The sequence below is a fragment of the Mesorhizobium sp. M0848 genome (assembly GCF_040319805.1).
Lineage (GTDB): Bacteria > Pseudomonadota > Alphaproteobacteria > Rhizobiales > Rhizobiaceae > Mesorhizobium.
On record NZ_JAMYOM010000010.1, the window covers coordinates 51627 to 67403 of the forward strand.

The window sequence follows — 15777 nt, forward strand, 5'->3', positions numbered from 1 at the left end:
CTCCCAATCTCCCGTCCGCGCTTTGCAGCGCCTGTTCTCGACCAAGCACCTTCTTCTTGACGAAACCGCCCACACGGACAACAACGCCCGCATGCTGAATCAGACCAAACCGGATCCCGTTCGGTCGCCGCTGCTGGACAAGGCGCGGGCACAAGGCATCCGCCACGGCTATTTCACCCGCGTCGGCGGTGTCTCCGGCGGCATCTACCAGGGCCTCAACATCGGCACCGGATCGAATGACGACCCGATGCTTGTGGCGCAGAACCGCGGCCGCGTCGCGGCATGGATGGGCGTGCCGGCGAGCCATCTGTTGACCGCCTGGCAGGTCCATTCGCCCGACGTCATCATCGCCAGGGAGCCCTTTGCCGGCGAGCGGCCCAAGGCAGACGCCATCGTCACCGACCGGCCGGGCATCGCCATCGGCGCTTCTACCGCCGATTGCGGTCCCGTGCTGTTCGCCGATGCGCAGGCGCGCATCATCGGCGCCGCGCACGCCGGCTGGAAAGGCGCGTTCACCGGCGTGCTCGAAAACACCATCCTGGCGATGGAAAGCCTCGGCGCCCGGCGCCAAAACATCGTCGCCGTGCTAGGCCCCTCCATCGGCCCGAAAAACTACGAGGTCGGCCCGGAATTCGTCGCCCGCTTTGTCGAAGTCGCCGCCGAAAACATCCTCTATTTCGCGCCGTCCGCCAATGCCGGCCATGCGATGTTCGATCTCAACCGCTACACGGTTGACCGGTTGGCCAAGGCCGGCGTGACGGCTGAGGGCCTTGACCGCTGCACTTACGCCGAGGAAGGCCTGTTCTACTCCTACCGGCGCACCACGCATCGCAAGGAGCCCGATTACGGCCGGCAGGTTTCGGCAATTGTCTTGGAGAGGGAATAATGGCGCTGCATTTTGAACGATCTGAATTTGACGCGCGGCGCGACCGGCTGGTCATCGAGATGGCCGAAAAGAAGCTCGACGCCATCCTGCTGTTCGCGCAGGAAAGCATGTACTGGCTGACCGGCTACGACACGTTCGGCTTCTGCTTCTTCCAGTGCCTGGTAGTGAAGGCCGACGGTTCGATGGTGCTTCTGACCCGCTCGGCCGACCTGCGCCAGGCGCGTCAGACCTCGATTATCGACAACATCGTCTTGTGGACGGACCGCAACGGCGCCAATCCGGCGGTCGACCTGCGCAATCTGCTCAACGAACTCGACCTGCTCGGCGCCCGCATCGGTGTCGAATACGACACCCATGGCCTGACCGCGTTCAATGGCCGACGGCTCGACGAACAGTTGCAGACCTTCGGCCAGATCGCCGATGCGTCCGGCATTGTCGGCCGTCTGCGCCTGTTCAAGAGCCCGGCCGAGGTCGCAAAGGCCGAGAAGGCCGCCAATCTTTCCGATGATGCGCTCGACGCGGCGCTGCCGCTGATCAAGCAAGGCGGCGACGAAGCCCTGATCCTGGCCGCCATGCAGGGTGCGATCTTTGCCGGCGGCGGCGACTATCCGGCCAACGAATTCATCATCGGCTCCGGCATCGATGCGCTGCTGTGCCGCTACAAGGCCGGCCGCCGCAAGCTCACCAAAAATGACCAGCTGACGCTCGAATGGGCCGGCGTCTTCAACCACTACCACGCACCGATGATGCGCACGGTGCTGACCGGCAAGGTGTCGAAGCGCCATCAGGAACTGTTCGACGCCGCCCGCGCGGCACTCCTGGCTGTCGAAAAGGCGATGACGCCGGGCAACAGCTTCGGCGACGTCTTCGATGCGCATGCCCGCACCATGGAGGCGCACGGCCTGACCAAGCACCGGCTGAACGCCTGCGGCTATTCAGTCGGCGCCCGCTTCACCCCGTCCTGGATGGACATGCCGATGTTCTACCAGGGCAATCCCGAACCGATCGCGCCCAACATGACGCTGTTCGCCCATATGATCATCATGGACTCCGATACCGAGACGGCGATGACGCTTGGCCGGACCTACCTGACCACCGAATCCCAGCCCAAGCCGCTGTCCCGCCATGATCTCGACTTGATCGTACAGTGAATCCACAGTGGGAGGCGTTCTTCGCCAAGGAGTTAGAAGGCAAATGAGACGATCGCATGTGACGACCGTGTCATTGCTTGTGGCATTGGCTCTTGCCGCCTGCACCAACGCAAAGGACGTGCTCGAACCGTCGGCGATCACGCCGCCGGCGACGTCGACCCAGACGCTGCCCGCCACCAGCACGGCGGGCGCTCCCGCAACCACCGCCGCACCGGTCACATCAGCCCAAAGCGCTGCCATCCTGTCGAAGACCCGCCTGCAGATCGCGCCGATCGTCGGCGCTTCGGTGGAAGCCGCGACACCTCTGACGGCGGAGTTGCAGACCCGCGCCAGGCAGCGCGGTATCACGCTCGCCGGCAGCGCCGACCAGACCGTGACACATGTGCTGAAGGGCTATTTCTCGACGATGTCGGAAGGCGCCGACATCACCGTCATCTACGTCTGGGATGTCTATGACCCCGCCGGCAACCGGCTGCACCGCATCAATGGTCAGCAGAAGGCCCCGTCGGTCAATTCCGGCGCCAGCGCGGGCGGCGACAGCTGGAAGGGGGTCTCGCCGGCCACCATGCAGACGATCGCCGACCAGACCATCGACCAATTCGCGGCCTGGCTCGGCGGCAAGGCGGGCTAGAGGCATCGGACCCAAAAGTGGAGACGGTTTTGGGAAAATCCGATGCCCGACGAGAAGAAGGGGCAGCGCAAGTCCGCTGCTCCCTGTTGCAGCCCGGCGATGGCGCGGAGCTTTCTTGAGTTTAGCCGGCGGATTCCCGATCTCGGCGCTTGCAATACCGGCGCGGGCCGCTAAAAGCCCGGTTAAAGGGCGCAAGCGAGTCCGTCAGGTCTCATCATCCTCCACCAGGAACCGTGCATGAAACTCTTCGCGGGCAATTCCAACAGGGTGCTGGCCGAAGCGGTCGCCCGGTACCTCAACGTCCCGCTGGGCAAAGCTACGGTCAGGCGCTTCGCCGACCAGGAAATCTTCGTCGAAATCCAGGAAAACGTGCGCGGCGAGGATGTCTTCATCCTGCAATCGACCTCGTTCCCAACCAACGATCATTTGATGGAATTGCTCATCATGATCGATGCCTTCATGCGTTCCTCGGCCAAGCGCATCACGGCGGTCATCCCCTATTTCGGCTACGCCAGGCAGGACCGCCGCGCCTCCGGCCGCACGCCGATCTCGGCCAAGCTGGTCGCCAACATGATCACCCGCGCCGGTGTCGACCGCGTTCTGACGCTTGACCTGCATGCCGGCCAGATCCAGGGCTTCTTCGACATTCCGACCGACAATCTGTTTTCCGTGCCGGTGATGGCCCGCGACGTGAAGGCCAAATACAAGCAGCTCGGCAACGTCGTGGTGGTCTCGCCCGACATTGGCGGCGTGGTCCGCGCCCGTGCGCTGGCCAAGCGCTTCGATGCGCAACTGGCCATCGTCGACAAGCGCCGCGAGCGTCCCGGCGAATCGGAAGTCATGAACATCATCGGCGCGGTCGCCGGCAAGGATTGCCTGCTTATCGACGACATCGTCGATTCCGGCGGCACGCTGTGCAACGCCGCCGATGCGCTGCTGGCCAACGGCGCCACCAGCGTCACCGCCTATATCACCCACGGCGTGCTGTCGGGCGGCGCGGTTGCCCGCATCAGCGGTTCGAAGCTCCAGGAACTGGTGATCACCGATTCCATCCAGCCCACCCAGGGCGTGCTCGATGCTCCCAACATCCGCGTCATCTCGATCGCCGACCTGATGGGCGAAGCCATTTCGCGCACCGCGACCGAAGAATCGGTGTCGAGCCTGTTCGACTAGAGCAATTCCAGGAAAAGTGTGAAGCGGTTTTCCGTCTAGAACCGCGTCAAAACAAAGAGTTAGAGCAGATCGCCGTTTCCGTGAAACGGTGAGATGCTTCTAGAACAGCACCTGCCGTTACGGCGCAGAGCTTTCCAACCGAACCGGCCCGATCAGGCGACGAGCGACCTCGACGCTCTCTCGTGCGCCGCGCATATAGCCGCGCGGCGAGGTCCCCAGCATGCGCTTGAACATGGTGATGAAGGCCGGCACGCTGTCATAACCGAGATCGAGCGCCACCCTGGTGATCGGCTCGCCGTCCGCCAGCCTGGGCAGCGCCGCGAACAGGCAGGCCTGCTGGCGCCATGTCGACAGCGACAGGCCGGTCTGGCGCTGGAAGGCGCGCGTGAACGAACGCCGGCTCATGCCGGCGGCATCCGCCCATTCATCGATCGTCGCGTGCGGCGACGGTGCGGCGACGAAGCGCCGGCACAGCGCCGACAGCCTCGGATCGGACGGGAATGGCAGCCCGAGAGGCCGTTCCGGCAAGGTCGGGATTTCGTGCAGCAAAAGGTTCATGATCAGCCCACCGCGTCCTTCCAGAACGCCGCCTTGCGGCAGCTTTTCCGATTCCACGATCAGGCTGTGCATCAGGTCGGTGACGCCGACGACGCGCAAGCCTTCGGGCAGCCCGGGGATCGCCTGTGGCATGACATAGACCGAACGCATCGAGACATCGCCCAGCATCTCGACGGAATGCTCGGTGCCGGCTGGAATCCACATCGCGTGGTCCGGCGGCACCATCCAGCGCCCGTAGCGCGTCGTCACCAACACCACGCCGACAAGCGCATGCAAGAGCTGGCTGCGGCTGTGGCGGTGCTGCGGCACACGGTAGCCATCGGGATATTCGGTCGGCAATGCCACCGCCGGCCCGGCCACTTGCTCAAGCCACTGCCAGCGGCTCTCGTGCAACTGGCCGAGATTGGCGTTGCCAGCGTGAAAGACTTCTTTGCCGTGCGGCATCCGATATGGCCCACTTGCGAAACTATTGGACCAAACCACGAAAGAAGTCATCCCGCAAGCAGCTTATAAGGCACCGTCCCCAAGCGCTCCACAGGAGCGTCCGACAAGGCGGCCGCAGGTGCGTCCGTCAACTGCCTGCGGGCCTGCCCGCCAAAAAGACCACGGAGCCTACCTTGACCGATACGATAGCCGCCAGCGTCGCCCCACCGGCGACCACCAGTCACGCTTCAGCCCAGGCGACGGCCTTCACCGTCATCCTGGCGGTGAGCTTCTGCCATTGCATCAACGATATCATGCAGTCGCTGCTGTCGGCCATTTACCCGCTCCTGAAAGAGAATTATGGCCTCGATTTCTGGCAGATCGGCTTGTTGACCTTCACCTTCCAGGTGACCGCGTCGCTGCTGCAGCCTGTGATCGGCATGATCACCGACAAGCGGCCGATGCCCTACTCGCTGCCCTACGGCATGGCGTCATCGCTGATCGGCCTGATTGTGCTCGCCTATGCCGGGCATTATTCGCTGCTGCTGATCGGCGCCTCGCTGATCGGCATCGGCTCGGCGATCTTCCATCCGGAATCCTCGCGCATCGCCCGCTTCGCCTCCGGCGGCCGCTTCGGCCTGGCGCAGTCACTGTTCCAGGTTGGCGGCAATTTCGGCCAGTCCATGGGGCCGCTGCTGGCGGCCTTCATCGTCGTGCCGTTCGGCCAGACCAGCATTTCCTGGTTCGCCGTCGGCTCGCTGATCGGCATCATCGTTTTGTGGCAGGTCGGCGGCTGGTACAGCCGGCTGCGTGCCGCGCAGGGCACCCGCAAGGCGGCGAGCTTCGTTTCGCCTTTCCCGCGCCGCAAGGTGACGAATGCATTGATCGTGCTGACATTGCTGGTGCTGAGCAAGAATGCCTACATCGCCAGCCTCGCCAGCTACTACACCTTCTATTCCATGCATAAGTTCGGCGTTTCGGTGCAGATGTCGCAGGTCATGCTGTTCCTGTTCCTCGGTGCCTCGGCGCTGGGCATCCTGCTCGGCGGCCCGTTCGGCGACCGCTACGGACAGAAGGCGATGATCTGGTTCTCCATCGTCGGCGTGCTGCCTTTCACGCTCGCCCTGCCCTACGCCAATCTGGAATGGACGATGGTGCTGACGGTGCTGATCGGCCTGATCCTGTCCTCGGCCTTCTCGAACATCGTCGTCTTTGCGCAGGAGCTCGTGCCGGGCCGCGTCGGCATGATCGCCGGCATCTTCTTCGGCTTCGCCTTCGGCATGGGCGGCATCGCGGCGGCCGTGCTCGGCATCGTCGCCGACATGAAGGGCATCGATTTCGTCTTCCAGATCTGCTCGTATTTGCCGTTTCTTGGATTGCTCACCGTGTTCCTGCCGAACATGAAGGAAGCACGCAAAGCGCAGTTAGTTGCCTAGATCACGCTAATCTGAACCTCACAAAAAATGCACCCGCCTGATGGCGGGTGCATTTTTGTAGGCTATTCGGAAAGCCCTATGCCTTGAAGAAGGCCAGCAGGTCGGCGTTGATGACATCGGCATGGGTTGTGGCCATGCCGTGCGGAAAACCCTCGTAGACCTTAAGCTCGCCCTTCTTGAGCAGCTTGATCGTCAGCAGCGCCGAGTCGGCGATCGGAACGATCTGGTCGTCGTCTCCGTGCATGACCAGGACCGGCACGTCGATTGCCTTCAGATCCTCCGTGAAGTCGGTTTCCGAGAAAGCCTTGATACAATCATAATGCGCCTTGGTGCCGCCCATCATGCCCTGGCGCCACCAATTGTCGATGACGCCCTGCGAGATGTCCGCGCCCGGGCGGTTGAACCCATAGAATGGACCGGCGGGAACATCGCGGAAGAACTGGGCGCGATTGGCTGCCTGGGCAGAGCGGAAGCCGTCGAAGACCTCGATCGGCAGGCCGCCGGGATTGGCAGCGGTCTTGAGCATGATCGGCGGCACCGCGCCGATCAGCACCGCCTTGGCGACACGGCCTTCGGCGCCGTATTTGGCGACATAGCGCGCCACTTCGCCGCCGCCGGTCGAATGGCCGACATGGATGGCGTTCTTGAGGTCCAGATGAGCGGTGAGTTCCGCGACGTCGGCGGCATAGGTATCCATCTCGTTGCCGATATCGGTCTGGGTCGAGCGGCCGTGGCCACGACGATCATGTGCAATGACACGGTAGCCCTGTGACAGGAAGAACAGCATCTGAGCGTCCCAATCGTCGCTGCTCAACGGCCAGCCGTGATGAAAGACGACAGGCTGCCCGGTCCCCCAGTCCTTGTAGTAAATCTGCGTTCCGTCCTTGGTGGTGATCGTACCGCTGCCGGAACTGGGCTTGGTTTGCGAGGTCATCTCAATCTCCTTCTGTTATTTTCGCGATAAACGATATCGCGATAACGATTTAGCTAGCGCGACTCAAAACCCTTGTCCACAAAAATATGTATCGCGATATTATTTTTTGTGGTATCGAATTGACGCCCATATTGGCAAAAGGAATGCGCCGTGCCTCTCCCGTTGGACAATCAGCTCTGTTTCACGCTCTATGCCACCAGCATGGCCATCAACCGCAGCTACAAGCCTATGCTGGACGAGATGGGCATCACCTATCCGCAGTACCTGGTACTGAACGCACTTGGAGAGGCTGACGGCATGTCGGTCGGCACGATCGCCCACAGGCTCGCTCTGGAATCGAGCACCGTCACGCCGCTGGTAAAGCGAATGGAGCAGGCCGGGCTGGTGACCCGCCAGCGCAGCCAGACCGACGAACGCCAGGTGCAGGTCGACCTGACATCAGCCGGGCGCGGGCTGCTGGTGCAATGCAACTGCCTGAATGAAGCCTTGATCGAGCGCTCGGGCATGACGCTGGCGCAGCTCGATGCCTTGAACCGGCAGATCCAGGCGCTACGCGCCGCGTTGATCGGCGACCGGTAGCCGGCCCGGCCTTCTCGACGGTCGGACCTCACCCGCCGGCCTCTGCCCGCGAGATGCATCCTCGAAGACATTCGCGGATCGAACGCGACGACTGCGTCAGGGCGCGTCGCCCAGATAGATGCGGTGGAGATCGTCACGCGCTGCAAGGTCGGCCGCCGGCCCTTCGAGCGCCACGCGGCCGGTGTCAAGAACATAGCCGCGCTGTGCGTAGGCAAGCGAGAGAGCCGCATTCTGCTCCGCCAGCAGAAAGGCCGTCCCTTTCTCCCGGTTAAGGCGCGCGATGATCGCGAAGATTTCCTGAACGATGCGCGGTGCGAGCCCCATGGAGGGCTCGTCGAGCAGGACGAGCCTTGGTTGCGTCAACAACGCCCGGCCGATGGCCAGCATCTGCTGTTCGCCGCCGGACGCAAGCCCGGCATGCGTGCGCCGCTTGTCGCGCAGGCGTGGAAACCAGCCGTAGACGTCGTCGAGCTGACGCTGCAGTTCCTTGCGGCTTGGCCGGTGCAGAAATGCGCCGGTCAAGAGGTTCTCCTCGACCGTCAGATGCGAGAAGACATGGCGCCCTTCCATGACGTGGACGATGCCCCGCGTTGCCAGTCTGTTGGCCGCAAGCCCGAGAATATCCTCACCGTCGAGGCGAATATGCCCCCGGCGCACCTTGGCCCGATCGGCGCTGGCCAGGCCCGAAATCGCCTTGAGCACAGTACTCTTGCCGGCACCGTTGGCTCCAAGCAAAGCAACGATTTCGCCGTTGCCGATCGTCAGCGACACATCGGCGACGGCCAGAATGGCGCCCCCATAGACGACTTCGATGCCCGACACTTCGAGAAGGGTGTCCTGATCAGCCGCCGGGGCGACGGGCTTCGATGTCGTGGTCATGGCGTTTCTCCTTATCGTGGGAAACCGTCAAAGCGGCCGCCGCGTCCTGTCAGTTGCTGCCGATATCGCGGGGCGTAATTCCATGCTCCTTGGCATAGGCCTCGGATTTCGCGTCGATCAACGGACGCAGCGTTGTGCGATCGGCCTGCACCCAGTCGCTGACGAGAGACCATTTGGACCCGTTCCATTGCTGCACGCGCACCGCGCCGCCGCCCTCATGGTCCGCGGGCGTCAGTTGGAGGTTCTGCACCAGGCCTCGGAAACCTGCCCTTTCAAGGGCTGCGTCATCAAGCTTCAGGTGCTCCAGCGCCCACTGGCCTTCTTCTCCGGTGATCGGGCGGTTGCCGAACTTGGCCTGGGCCTGCCGAACGATCTCCACAGAGAGCAGGGCGCCGACGAGACCTGAATTGTAATAGACGCTGCCGAAGGCCTTGGTATCGCGCAGGTCGGACTTGCCGGCGTCGATGATGTCCTTCTTCAAACGCTCGTGGATCTTGAAGTCGGCGCCGGCCGGATAAGGCGTCAGCGCCAGATATCCCTTCGCCGCTTCGCCGGCCGGGATCACGTCTTCCTCGGACGAAGCCCAGACATCGCCGATGATGTGGTCGGCGGGAAAGCCGAAACGCACCGCGGTCTTGATGGCTACCGGCGTCGAAACACCCCAGGTTCTCAGGAACACCCAGTCCGGCTTTGCTTCGCGGACCTGCCGCCACTGCGAGGATTGTTCGCTGCCCGGATCGGCAACGGGAATCTGGATATTCTCGAAACCGTATTTCTTTGCCAGAAGGGCGAGCGGATCAAGCGTCTCGCGGCCATAGGCGCTGTCATGGTAGACGGTGGCGATCTTCTTTCCCTTGAGCTTGTCGAAGCCGCCTTCGCGCTCGGCAACATAGTTCACGACCGCCGACGCCTCGCTGTAGAAGGTCACCATGACCGGAAAGATATAGGGGAACACACGCCCGTCGGTGGCCTCGGTGCGACCGTAGGCAAGTGTTACCAGCGGTATCTTGTCCGCGGCCGCGCGGTCGGAAAGTGCATAGGCGGCAGGCGCGCCGTTCGGGAAATAGGCGGCGACCGGAGCGCCGTTCAGCCCGTGCTTGAAGCGCTCATAGCATTCGATGCCCTTTTCGGCCGTCCATTCCGTCTCGCATTCCTGCCAGGCAATCTTGACGCCGTTTATGCCGCCTTCGACTTCGTTGATATAGCGGTAATAATCGATCTGCCCGGCCCAGATGGAAGCGCCCGACGCCGCATAGGGGCCGACGCGATAGCTGGCGATCGGGAAAAACTGTTTGTCGCTGTCGGGACCCGGCTGGGTTTCAACGGCCTTGGCTGCACTGGCAAGCAGCAGCAACGAAGTGGCAGCCGCCAGGGCAGCGCGCAAGAGCTTTTGGTGCATGGCGAGCTTTTGGTGCATGGTGAACTCCTGTTTCAGGCAAGGAGGGGCACGACGCCCCTCCCCCGGTGGGACTATCAAGTGGAATATCAATTGGTTTCGGTATCTGGCGTACGCGGTGCGATGCCGTGTTCCTTGGCATAGGCGGCGGCTTGCTGCTCGATCAGCGGCCGTAGCGCTTCGTGGTCGGCCTTGATCCAGTCGGTCTGGAGAACCCACTTCTTGCCATCCCAGCTCTGGATGCGGGCAGCGCCGCCGCCTTCATGGTCAAGCGGCGTGATCTGGATCGGCTGCAGCAGGCCGACAAAGCCGATCTCCTTGAGACGGTTTTCGTCGATGGTCAGATGCTCGAAGGCCCACCGGCCTTCCTCGCCATTCAGGGGACGAGCGCCAAACTTCTTGTAGCCGGTGCGGAGCGCCTCCACGGCGAGCGCGGCATTGACCAGACCGACATTGTAATTGACGGCGCCGAAATACTTCTGATCGCGCAGGTCGGACTTGCCGGCGTCGAGAATGAATTTCTTGAGCCGCTGATGGATCTCGAAATCGGCCCCCGCCGGATAAGGCGCAAGGGCGGAATAGCCGATCGCCGCCTTCCCGGCCGGGATGACGTCGGATTCGGAGCCGGCCCAGACGTCGCCGATGATATGATCGGCCGGAAAGCCGAAGCGGGCTGCCGTCTTGATGCCCACCACGGTGGAGACACCCCAGGTGCGCAAGAACACCCAGTCCGGCTTCAGCTCATGGACCTGGCGCCATTGCGGCGACTGTTCATTGCCTGGATCGGCGACGGGGATCTGGATGTTCTCGAAGCCGTATTTCTTGGCGAGCAGGTCGACAGCGGGCTGGGTGGCACGCCCATAGGCGCTGTCGTGATAGACGGTTGCTATCTTCAAGCCCTTGAGCTTATCGAAGCCACCGACCTTGGACGCGATATAGTTGATGCCGGTCGAGGCCTGGCTGTAATAGCTGAACAGCAGCGGGAAGGCATACGGGAACACCCTGCCGTCGATGGATTCGGTGCGCCCACCGGCCGGATCGATCAGCGGGATCTTGTCGGCGGCAGCCTTCTCGAGCAGCGCATAGGTCGCGGGCGTGCCGTGCGTGAAGAAGAAAGCGATCGGCGAACCATCCTTGCCGCCCTTGACCCGCTCGTAGACCTCGACAGTCCGGTCCGGGCTCCACTCGGTCTCGAACTCTTCGTAGTTGAGTTTTATCCCGTCGATGCCGCCCTCGACCTCATTGATATAGCGGAAATAGTCCCTTTCGCCTGCCCACCAGAGTTCGCCCGAAGAGGCGTAGGCACCGACACGATAGGTCGGCAGCGGGATATATTGCGACACGTCCGCGGCGTTGAGCGTGGCGGGGCTCGCCACGAAGGCGCCACCCGCCAAAAGCGCGGCAATGATCAGTTTCTTCACGTCTGTCTCCTGATTTTGAGCCGCGCAAGGCGGCGATTGCCTAAATCTCCACGCTGTCTTTGCAGCAAGCGGGCTAGTCCCTCCGGTTCCTTGATGAGAAACCAGAGGATGAGGACCCCGAAGATCACCTTCTGGATGTTTTGAAGCAGTCCGGCGTCGACATGGCCGCCGAGCAGCCGCTGGAACAGCCAGTCGAGCGCCAGCGGCAACAGGCTGACGAAGGCGGCTCCGAAATAAGCGCCGCGAATGGTGCCCATGCCGCCAATGATGATGATGAAGAGTATCTGGTAGGATCGCGTCAGGCCGAAGCTCTGCACGCTGGCCGATCCGAGATACGCAAATGCCCAGAGTGCGCCCGCAATGCCCAAGATGAAGCTCGATACGGCGAAGGCCTGGAGTTTCGCGCGCAGGATCGGCACACCGATCACGGCCGCTGCCGTATCCATGTCGCGGATGGCCATCCAGTTGCGACCGGTCTGGCTGCGCACGAGATTGTAGGAAAGCCAGGTCAGCACGGCGACGCTGGCGAGCGTCAGGTAATAGCGTCCGTGCGGGCTGTTGAGATCGATGCCGAAGACGGACAGACCCGCTGGAAGCGAGATCGTGGCGGACGGATCACCGTTGTAGAACCACGGAAATTTGAGAAACAGCCATTCGAAGAAGAACTGCGCGGCAAGCGTGCTGACGATCAGATAGAAACCCTTGATGCGGGTCGAGGGAAAGCCGAAGGCGAACCCGACCGCGCCGGCGACGATGCCGGCTGCTATCAGTGCCAATGGCAGCGGCAGTTCGGGCAGCCGCAGCTGGAAGGCAAATGCCGCATAGGCGCCCACCATCATGAACGCACCGGCGCCGAGCGATATCTGGCCGGCATAACCCGTCAAAAGGTTGAGGCCGAGACCTGCCAGCGACAGAATAAGGAACGGCACGGCGATAGCATTGATCCAGTATTCCGTGGCGAGGAAAGGTAGGGCAACAATGAGGGCAGCCGCGGCTATGCCGACCAGTGTCCGGGTGCTTGCGCCCTCGCCTATGCCGCCGGTAAGCCGGAGTTCAATATCGGACATGATTCAGACTCTTTCGATTTTCTGTTCGCCAAACAGACCTGCGGGGCGGATGAAGAGGAAGGCGAGCGCCAGCGCATAAGCAAACCAGGGCGTGATGCCGCCGCCGAGGAAGGGGCCGATATAGGTTTCGGCTAGGCTTTCCGTTGCACCGACAACGAGCCCGCCGACGATGGCGCCGGCGATAGAGGTGAAGCCGCCGATGATGAGCACCGGCAGGGCCTTCAGCACCACCAGCGACAATGAGAACTGCACGCCCTGGCGGGCGCCCCAGAGCAGACCGGCCACAAGCCCGACGAGCCCCGCAATGGTCCAGACGATCTGCCAGATGCGGTTGACATCGATGCCGATGGAGAGAGCGGCGCGAGTATCGTCGGCCACGCCCCTGAGCTCAACTCCGAGGCGGGTCTTGTTGAACAGCAGCGACAGGGCCACCACCAGGACGAGCGCGACTGCGGCGGCGGTGAGATCAAACTGGCTGATCATGATGTCGCCGAGGAAGATCGGCAGATCCTCGATGCCGAGATCGAGCGCCCTGACCTGCGACCCCATGAGCCCTTGGGCTGTCCCTTCGACGATGTAGGCCAGCCCGAGCGTCGCCATGAACAGCGTCATCGGGCTGCGGTTGACGAGCGGGCGCAGGATCAGCCTCTCGATCCCGACTGCCATCAGCGCAAGCACGACCACCGTGATCGCCAGCGCCACCAGCACCGGCACACCCTGATCGGTCAGCGACACGAAGGTCAGGGCTGCAAACAGCAGGATGGACCCCTGCGCGTAGTTGAAGACGCCGGAGGCCTTGTAGATAAGCACGAAGCCGATGGCGACGAGCGAGTACATCGTGCCCGCCAGCAGGCCGCCGATGAGGGTTTCGAGAAACATGTTCATGCGGCGATCTCAACCTTGTCGTGGCCCAGATACGCGGCGATGACCTCGGGATTGTCGCGAATGGTATCCGGCGCGCCATCGGCCAGCTTGCGCCCGTAATCGAGCACGACGACATGGTGAGCGAGCTTCAGCACGATGCCGATATCGTGCTCGATCAGCACGATCGTCAGCTTCAGGTCGCGGTTCAGCCTGGCAATGATCTGCGCGATTTCCTGTTTCTCGGCGCTGTTCATGCCTGCCAGCGGTTCATCGAGAAGCAGCAGGCGGGGAGCCGCGACAATGGCGCGCGCTAGTTCGACCTTCTTCTGCACGCCGTAGGGCAGCAAGGCCACGGTGGTCTCGGCATGCCGCTCCAGATCGAAGAGGCGCAGGACTTCATGGGCGCGCTCGCGGAAACGGCGCGCCTCGGCGCGTGCGCGCGGCAAAAGCAGTGCTTCTTCCAGGAGCGTTGCGCGAGCATGCCTGGACAGGCCGGCAATGACATTGTCGGCGACACTCATTCCCGAAAACAGCGCGTTGTTCTGGAACCCGCGGCCGATGCCGCGGCGCGCGGCCTCCAGCGGCTGCATCCGATGGAAATGTTCGCCCTCGAAGATGATCTCGCCTGAATCGGGAACATAGACGCCGTTCAGTATGTTCAGCAGCGAGCTTTTTCCCGCCCCATTCGGGCCGATCAGGGCGCAGATTTCCTGAGGCGCCACCTCGAAACTTAGATCGGAGATCGCCTTCACGCCTTTGAATGCGAGGGAGATGTTCTTGACTTCCAATGCGGGTGCGGATGGCGTTGTCATGAATTCAGCGCTCCATGGTGGCTAACAGAGGCAAAGTCCGACGGTCCGGCGGCGCGGGCCGCTTTCCCTTCGGCGCCGTGCAGGGATGATGTCAGGCCGGTTCGGATTGGCGGGCGTGCCCTTCGGTCAAGGTTGATTGCGCCGCGGCCTCGTCGCGCTTGACGCGTTCGATGTCGCGGAAGCGATGGGCCGGATGGTTTGCCGGCAGATAGGGGCCTTCGCCGAACAGCTTTTCGCGCAGTGTGCCCTCGCGATACTGCGTCGCGTAGACCCCGCGCTTCTGCAGTTCCGGCACGACGTATCCGATGACGTCGGCAAAGCTGTCATGCGCCAGCGCATAAGCCAGGTTGAAGCCGTCGATGTCGGTTTCCTCGACCCACTCCTGCAGAAGATCGGCGATCGTCGATGGCGATCCCACGAAAAGCGGCCCGAGACCGCCAATGCCGCCCCATTTTGCAAGCTCTTCGATGGACCAGACCTTGTCGCCTCCGGCCAGATGCTCGACGGCGGAGATGATCGCGTTTGTCTTGACCTTCTTGACCGTATCCGTCGGTTTGTAGTGTCCGAAATCGATGCCGGTCCAGCCAGACATCAGGACCAGGGCGCCGTCATAGGAGGCGTGGTTCGCGTAATCCTGATATTTAGCCCGTGCCTTTTCGTCGGTTTCATCGACGATGATGGTTGCCATCGCGTAGATCAGCACCTTTTTCGGATCGCGACCCTGCTCGGCGGCGCGCTTGCGGATTTCCGCGACATAGGCGCGGGTGGCATCCTTCAGAGGCGTCGAGATGAACACGCATTCGGCGTGGCCGGCGGCGAACTGCTTGCCGGCACCCGAGGCGCCGGCCTGGAAGAGAACGGGCGTACGCTGTGGCGAAGGTTCGCATAGGTGAAAGCCCGGCACATCAAAATATTTTCCCTTGTGGCCGATCTCGTGGATTTTTGTCGGATCGGCAAATATCCCGCGCTCCTTGTCGCGCAGCACGGCTCCCTCTTCCCAACTGCCCTCGAACAGCTTGTAGAGGACTTCGACATATTCGGTTGCAACGTCATAACGATTGTCGTGGCTGCGCAGCCCGCCCTGGCCGATGTTCTTGGCCCCGCTCTCCAGATAGGACGTGACGATGTTCCAGCCGATACGGCCCTTGGTATGGTGGTCCGCCGTCGAGAGGCGGCGTGCGAAGGTGTAGGGGTGCTCAAAGCTCGTCGAAGCCGTGATGCCGATGCCGAGATGTTTGGTGGCCAAGGCGATCGGGTTGGCGAGCTGCAACGGATCGTTCACCGGGATTTGCACGCCTTGCAGCAACGCATTGTCGAGGTTGCCCTTGTAGACATCATAATAGCCGATCACATCGGCGATGAAGACGGAGTCGAAGAATCCGGTCTCCAAAAGCCTGGCGAGATCTGTCCAATACTCCAGATCCTTGTAGTCCCAGGACCGGTCACGCGGGTGGCGCCAGAGGCCAGGCGACTGGTGACCGACGCAGTTCATTTCGAAGGCATTGAAGCGGATGGTCTTGCTCATTGTCGGTTCCGGAATCCTGCAAGCAATCGTGGTTGAGCTGGC

General features: G+C 62.3%; 16 protein-coding genes. 7 read left to right on the plus strand and 9 right to left on the minus strand.

Going from position 1 to position 15777, the window contains the following annotated elements; all coding sequences use genetic code 11:
• Positions 1–91: 91 nt before the first annotated feature.
• From pgeF to NKH95_RS13495, 5 genes are all read left to right on the plus strand, one after another.
• A complete protein-coding gene (pgeF, locus tag NKH95_RS13475) occupies positions 92–886 on the plus strand; it encodes a peptidoglycan editing factor PgeF (protein ID WP_128303767.1) in 795 nt (264 codons plus the stop codon).
• Positions 886–2037 (plus strand): M24 family metallopeptidase, encoded by a 1152-nt coding sequence (locus NKH95_RS13480; protein ID WP_352440378.1) that lies wholly within the window; start codon positions 886–888, stop codon positions 2035–2037. Before pgeF ends, NKH95_RS13480 begins: the two co-directional genes overlap by 1 nt.
• Before the next feature lie 43 nt (positions 2038–2080).
• The gene (locus NKH95_RS13485) at positions 2081–2668 is read left to right on the plus strand and encodes a hypothetical protein (RefSeq protein ID WP_352440377.1); all 588 of its coding nucleotides are present in this window, start codon (positions 2081–2083) and stop codon (positions 2666–2668) included.
• 42 nt (positions 2669–2710) lie between these two features.
• A complete protein-coding gene (locus NKH95_RS13490; protein WP_280940280.1) occupies positions 2711–2842 on the plus strand; it encodes a hypothetical protein in 132 nt (43 codons plus the stop codon).
• A gap of 63 nt (positions 2843–2905) precedes the next feature.
• Entirely contained in the window at positions 2906–3841 is a 936-nt protein-coding gene (locus tag NKH95_RS13495; RefSeq protein ID WP_013530002.1) for a ribose-phosphate pyrophosphokinase, read from the plus strand.
• A gap of 117 nt (positions 3842–3958) precedes the next feature.
• Here the strand turns inward: NKH95_RS13495 and NKH95_RS13500 are convergent, their stop codons facing one another.
• Positions 3959–4843, minus strand: a complete 885-nt coding sequence (locus NKH95_RS13500; protein WP_023809816.1) for an AraC family transcriptional regulator — start codon at positions 4841–4843, stop codon at positions 3959–3961.
• Between the two features lie 173 nt (positions 4844–5016).
• Between NKH95_RS13500 and NKH95_RS13505 the strand changes: the two genes are divergently transcribed.
• Positions 5017–6258, plus strand: a complete 1242-nt coding sequence (locus NKH95_RS13505) for an MFS transporter (RefSeq protein WP_023809817.1) — start codon at positions 5017–5019, stop codon at positions 6256–6258.
• 76 nt (positions 6259–6334) lie between these two features.
• On the opposite strand, the gene NKH95_RS13510 is transcribed toward NKH95_RS13505, so the two are convergent.
• Entirely contained in the window at positions 6335–7192 is an 858-nt protein-coding gene (locus NKH95_RS13510) for an alpha/beta fold hydrolase (RefSeq protein ID WP_023809818.1), read from the minus strand.
• 150 nt (positions 7193–7342) lie between these two features.
• Between NKH95_RS13510 and NKH95_RS13515 the strand changes: the two genes are divergently transcribed.
• Positions 7343–7771 (plus strand): MarR family winged helix-turn-helix transcriptional regulator, encoded by a 429-nt coding sequence (locus tag NKH95_RS13515; RefSeq protein ID WP_023809819.1) that lies wholly within the window; start codon positions 7343–7345, stop codon positions 7769–7771.
• 96 nt (positions 7772–7867) lie between these two features.
• Here the strand turns inward: NKH95_RS13515 and NKH95_RS13520 are convergent, their stop codons facing one another.
• The 7 genes from NKH95_RS13520 to NKH95_RS13550 all read right to left on the minus strand — a co-directional run bounded on the left by NKH95_RS13520 (position 7868) and on the right by NKH95_RS13550 (position 15735).
• Entirely contained in the window at positions 7868–8650 is a 783-nt protein-coding gene (locus NKH95_RS13520) for an ABC transporter ATP-binding protein (protein WP_128303763.1), read from the minus strand.
• A gap of 49 nt (positions 8651–8699) precedes the next feature.
• Positions 8700–10049, minus strand: a complete 1350-nt coding sequence (locus NKH95_RS13525) for an ABC transporter substrate-binding protein (protein WP_352440471.1) — start codon at positions 10047–10049, stop codon at positions 8700–8702.
• 86 nt (positions 10050–10135) lie between these two features.
• The gene (locus NKH95_RS13530) at positions 10136–11467 is read right to left on the minus strand and encodes an ABC transporter substrate-binding protein (protein WP_128303762.1); all 1332 of its coding nucleotides are present in this window, start codon (positions 11465–11467) and stop codon (positions 10136–10138) included.
• A complete protein-coding gene (locus NKH95_RS13535) occupies positions 11464–12534 on the minus strand; it encodes a branched-chain amino acid ABC transporter permease (protein ID WP_352630040.1) in 1071 nt (356 codons plus the stop codon). The genes NKH95_RS13530 and NKH95_RS13535 overlap by 4 nt, the downstream gene beginning before the upstream one ends.
• 3 nt (positions 12535–12537) lie before the next feature.
• Entirely contained in the window at positions 12538–13419 is an 882-nt protein-coding gene (locus tag NKH95_RS13540) for a branched-chain amino acid ABC transporter permease (RefSeq protein ID WP_023809823.1), read from the minus strand.
• Positions 13416–14210: an ABC transporter ATP-binding protein gene (locus tag NKH95_RS13545; protein ID WP_031212725.1), complete on the minus strand. Its 795-nt coding sequence runs from the start codon at positions 14208–14210 to the stop codon at positions 13416–13418. Before NKH95_RS13545 ends, NKH95_RS13540 begins: the two co-directional genes overlap by 4 nt.
• A 91-nt stretch (positions 14211–14301) precedes the next feature.
• Complete coding sequence (locus tag NKH95_RS13550; RefSeq protein WP_352759565.1) at positions 14302–15735, minus strand: LLM class flavin-dependent oxidoreductase; 1434 nt, start codon at positions 15733–15735, stop codon at positions 14302–14304.
• Between the last annotated feature and the right edge of the window lie 42 nt (positions 15736–15777).

Bases quoted from the DNA above. Each gene is read 5' to 3' on its own strand.
- pgeF (WP_128303767.1), top strand. From the start codon at position 92: ATGCTGAATCAGACCAAACCGGATCCCGTTCGGTCGCCGCTGCTGGAC.
- NKH95_RS13480 (WP_352440378.1), top strand. From the start codon at position 886: ATGGCGCTGCATTTTGAACGATCTGAATTTGACGCGCGGCGCGACCGG.
- NKH95_RS13485 (WP_352440377.1), top strand. From the start codon at position 2,081: ATGAGACGATCGCATGTGACGACCGTGTCATTGCTTGTGGCATTGGCT.
- NKH95_RS13490 (WP_280940280.1), top strand. From the start codon at position 2,711: ATGCCCGACGAGAAGAAGGGGCAGCGCAAGTCCGCTGCTCCCTGTTGC.
- NKH95_RS13495 (WP_013530002.1), top strand. From the start codon at position 2,906: ATGAAACTCTTCGCGGGCAATTCCAACAGGGTGCTGGCCGAAGCGGTC.
- NKH95_RS13500 (WP_023809816.1), bottom strand. From the start codon at position 4,843: ATGCCGCACGGCAAAGAAGTCTTTCACGCTGGCAACGCCAATCTCGGC.
- NKH95_RS13510 (WP_023809818.1), bottom strand. From the start codon at position 7,192: ATGACCTCGCAAACCAAGCCCAGTTCCGGCAGCGGTACGATCACCACC.
- NKH95_RS13520 (WP_128303763.1), bottom strand. From the start codon at position 8,650: ATGACCACGACATCGAAGCCCGTCGCCCCGGCGGCTGATCAGGACACC.
- NKH95_RS13525 (WP_352440471.1), bottom strand. From the start codon at position 10,049: ATGCACCAAAAGCTCTTGCGCGCTGCCCTGGCGGCTGCCACTTCGTTG.
- NKH95_RS13535 (WP_352630040.1), bottom strand. From the start codon at position 12,534: ATGTCCGATATTGAACTCCGGCTTACCGGCGGCATAGGCGAGGGCGCA.
- NKH95_RS13540 (WP_023809823.1), bottom strand. From the start codon at position 13,419: ATGAACATGTTTCTCGAAACCCTCATCGGCGGCCTGCTGGCGGGCACG.
- NKH95_RS13545 (WP_031212725.1), bottom strand. From the start codon at position 14,210: ATGACAACGCCATCCGCACCCGCATTGGAAGTCAAGAACATCTCCCTC.
- NKH95_RS13550 (WP_352759565.1), bottom strand. From the start codon at position 15,735: ATGAGCAAGACCATCCGCTTCAATGCCTTCGAAATGAACTGCGTCGGT.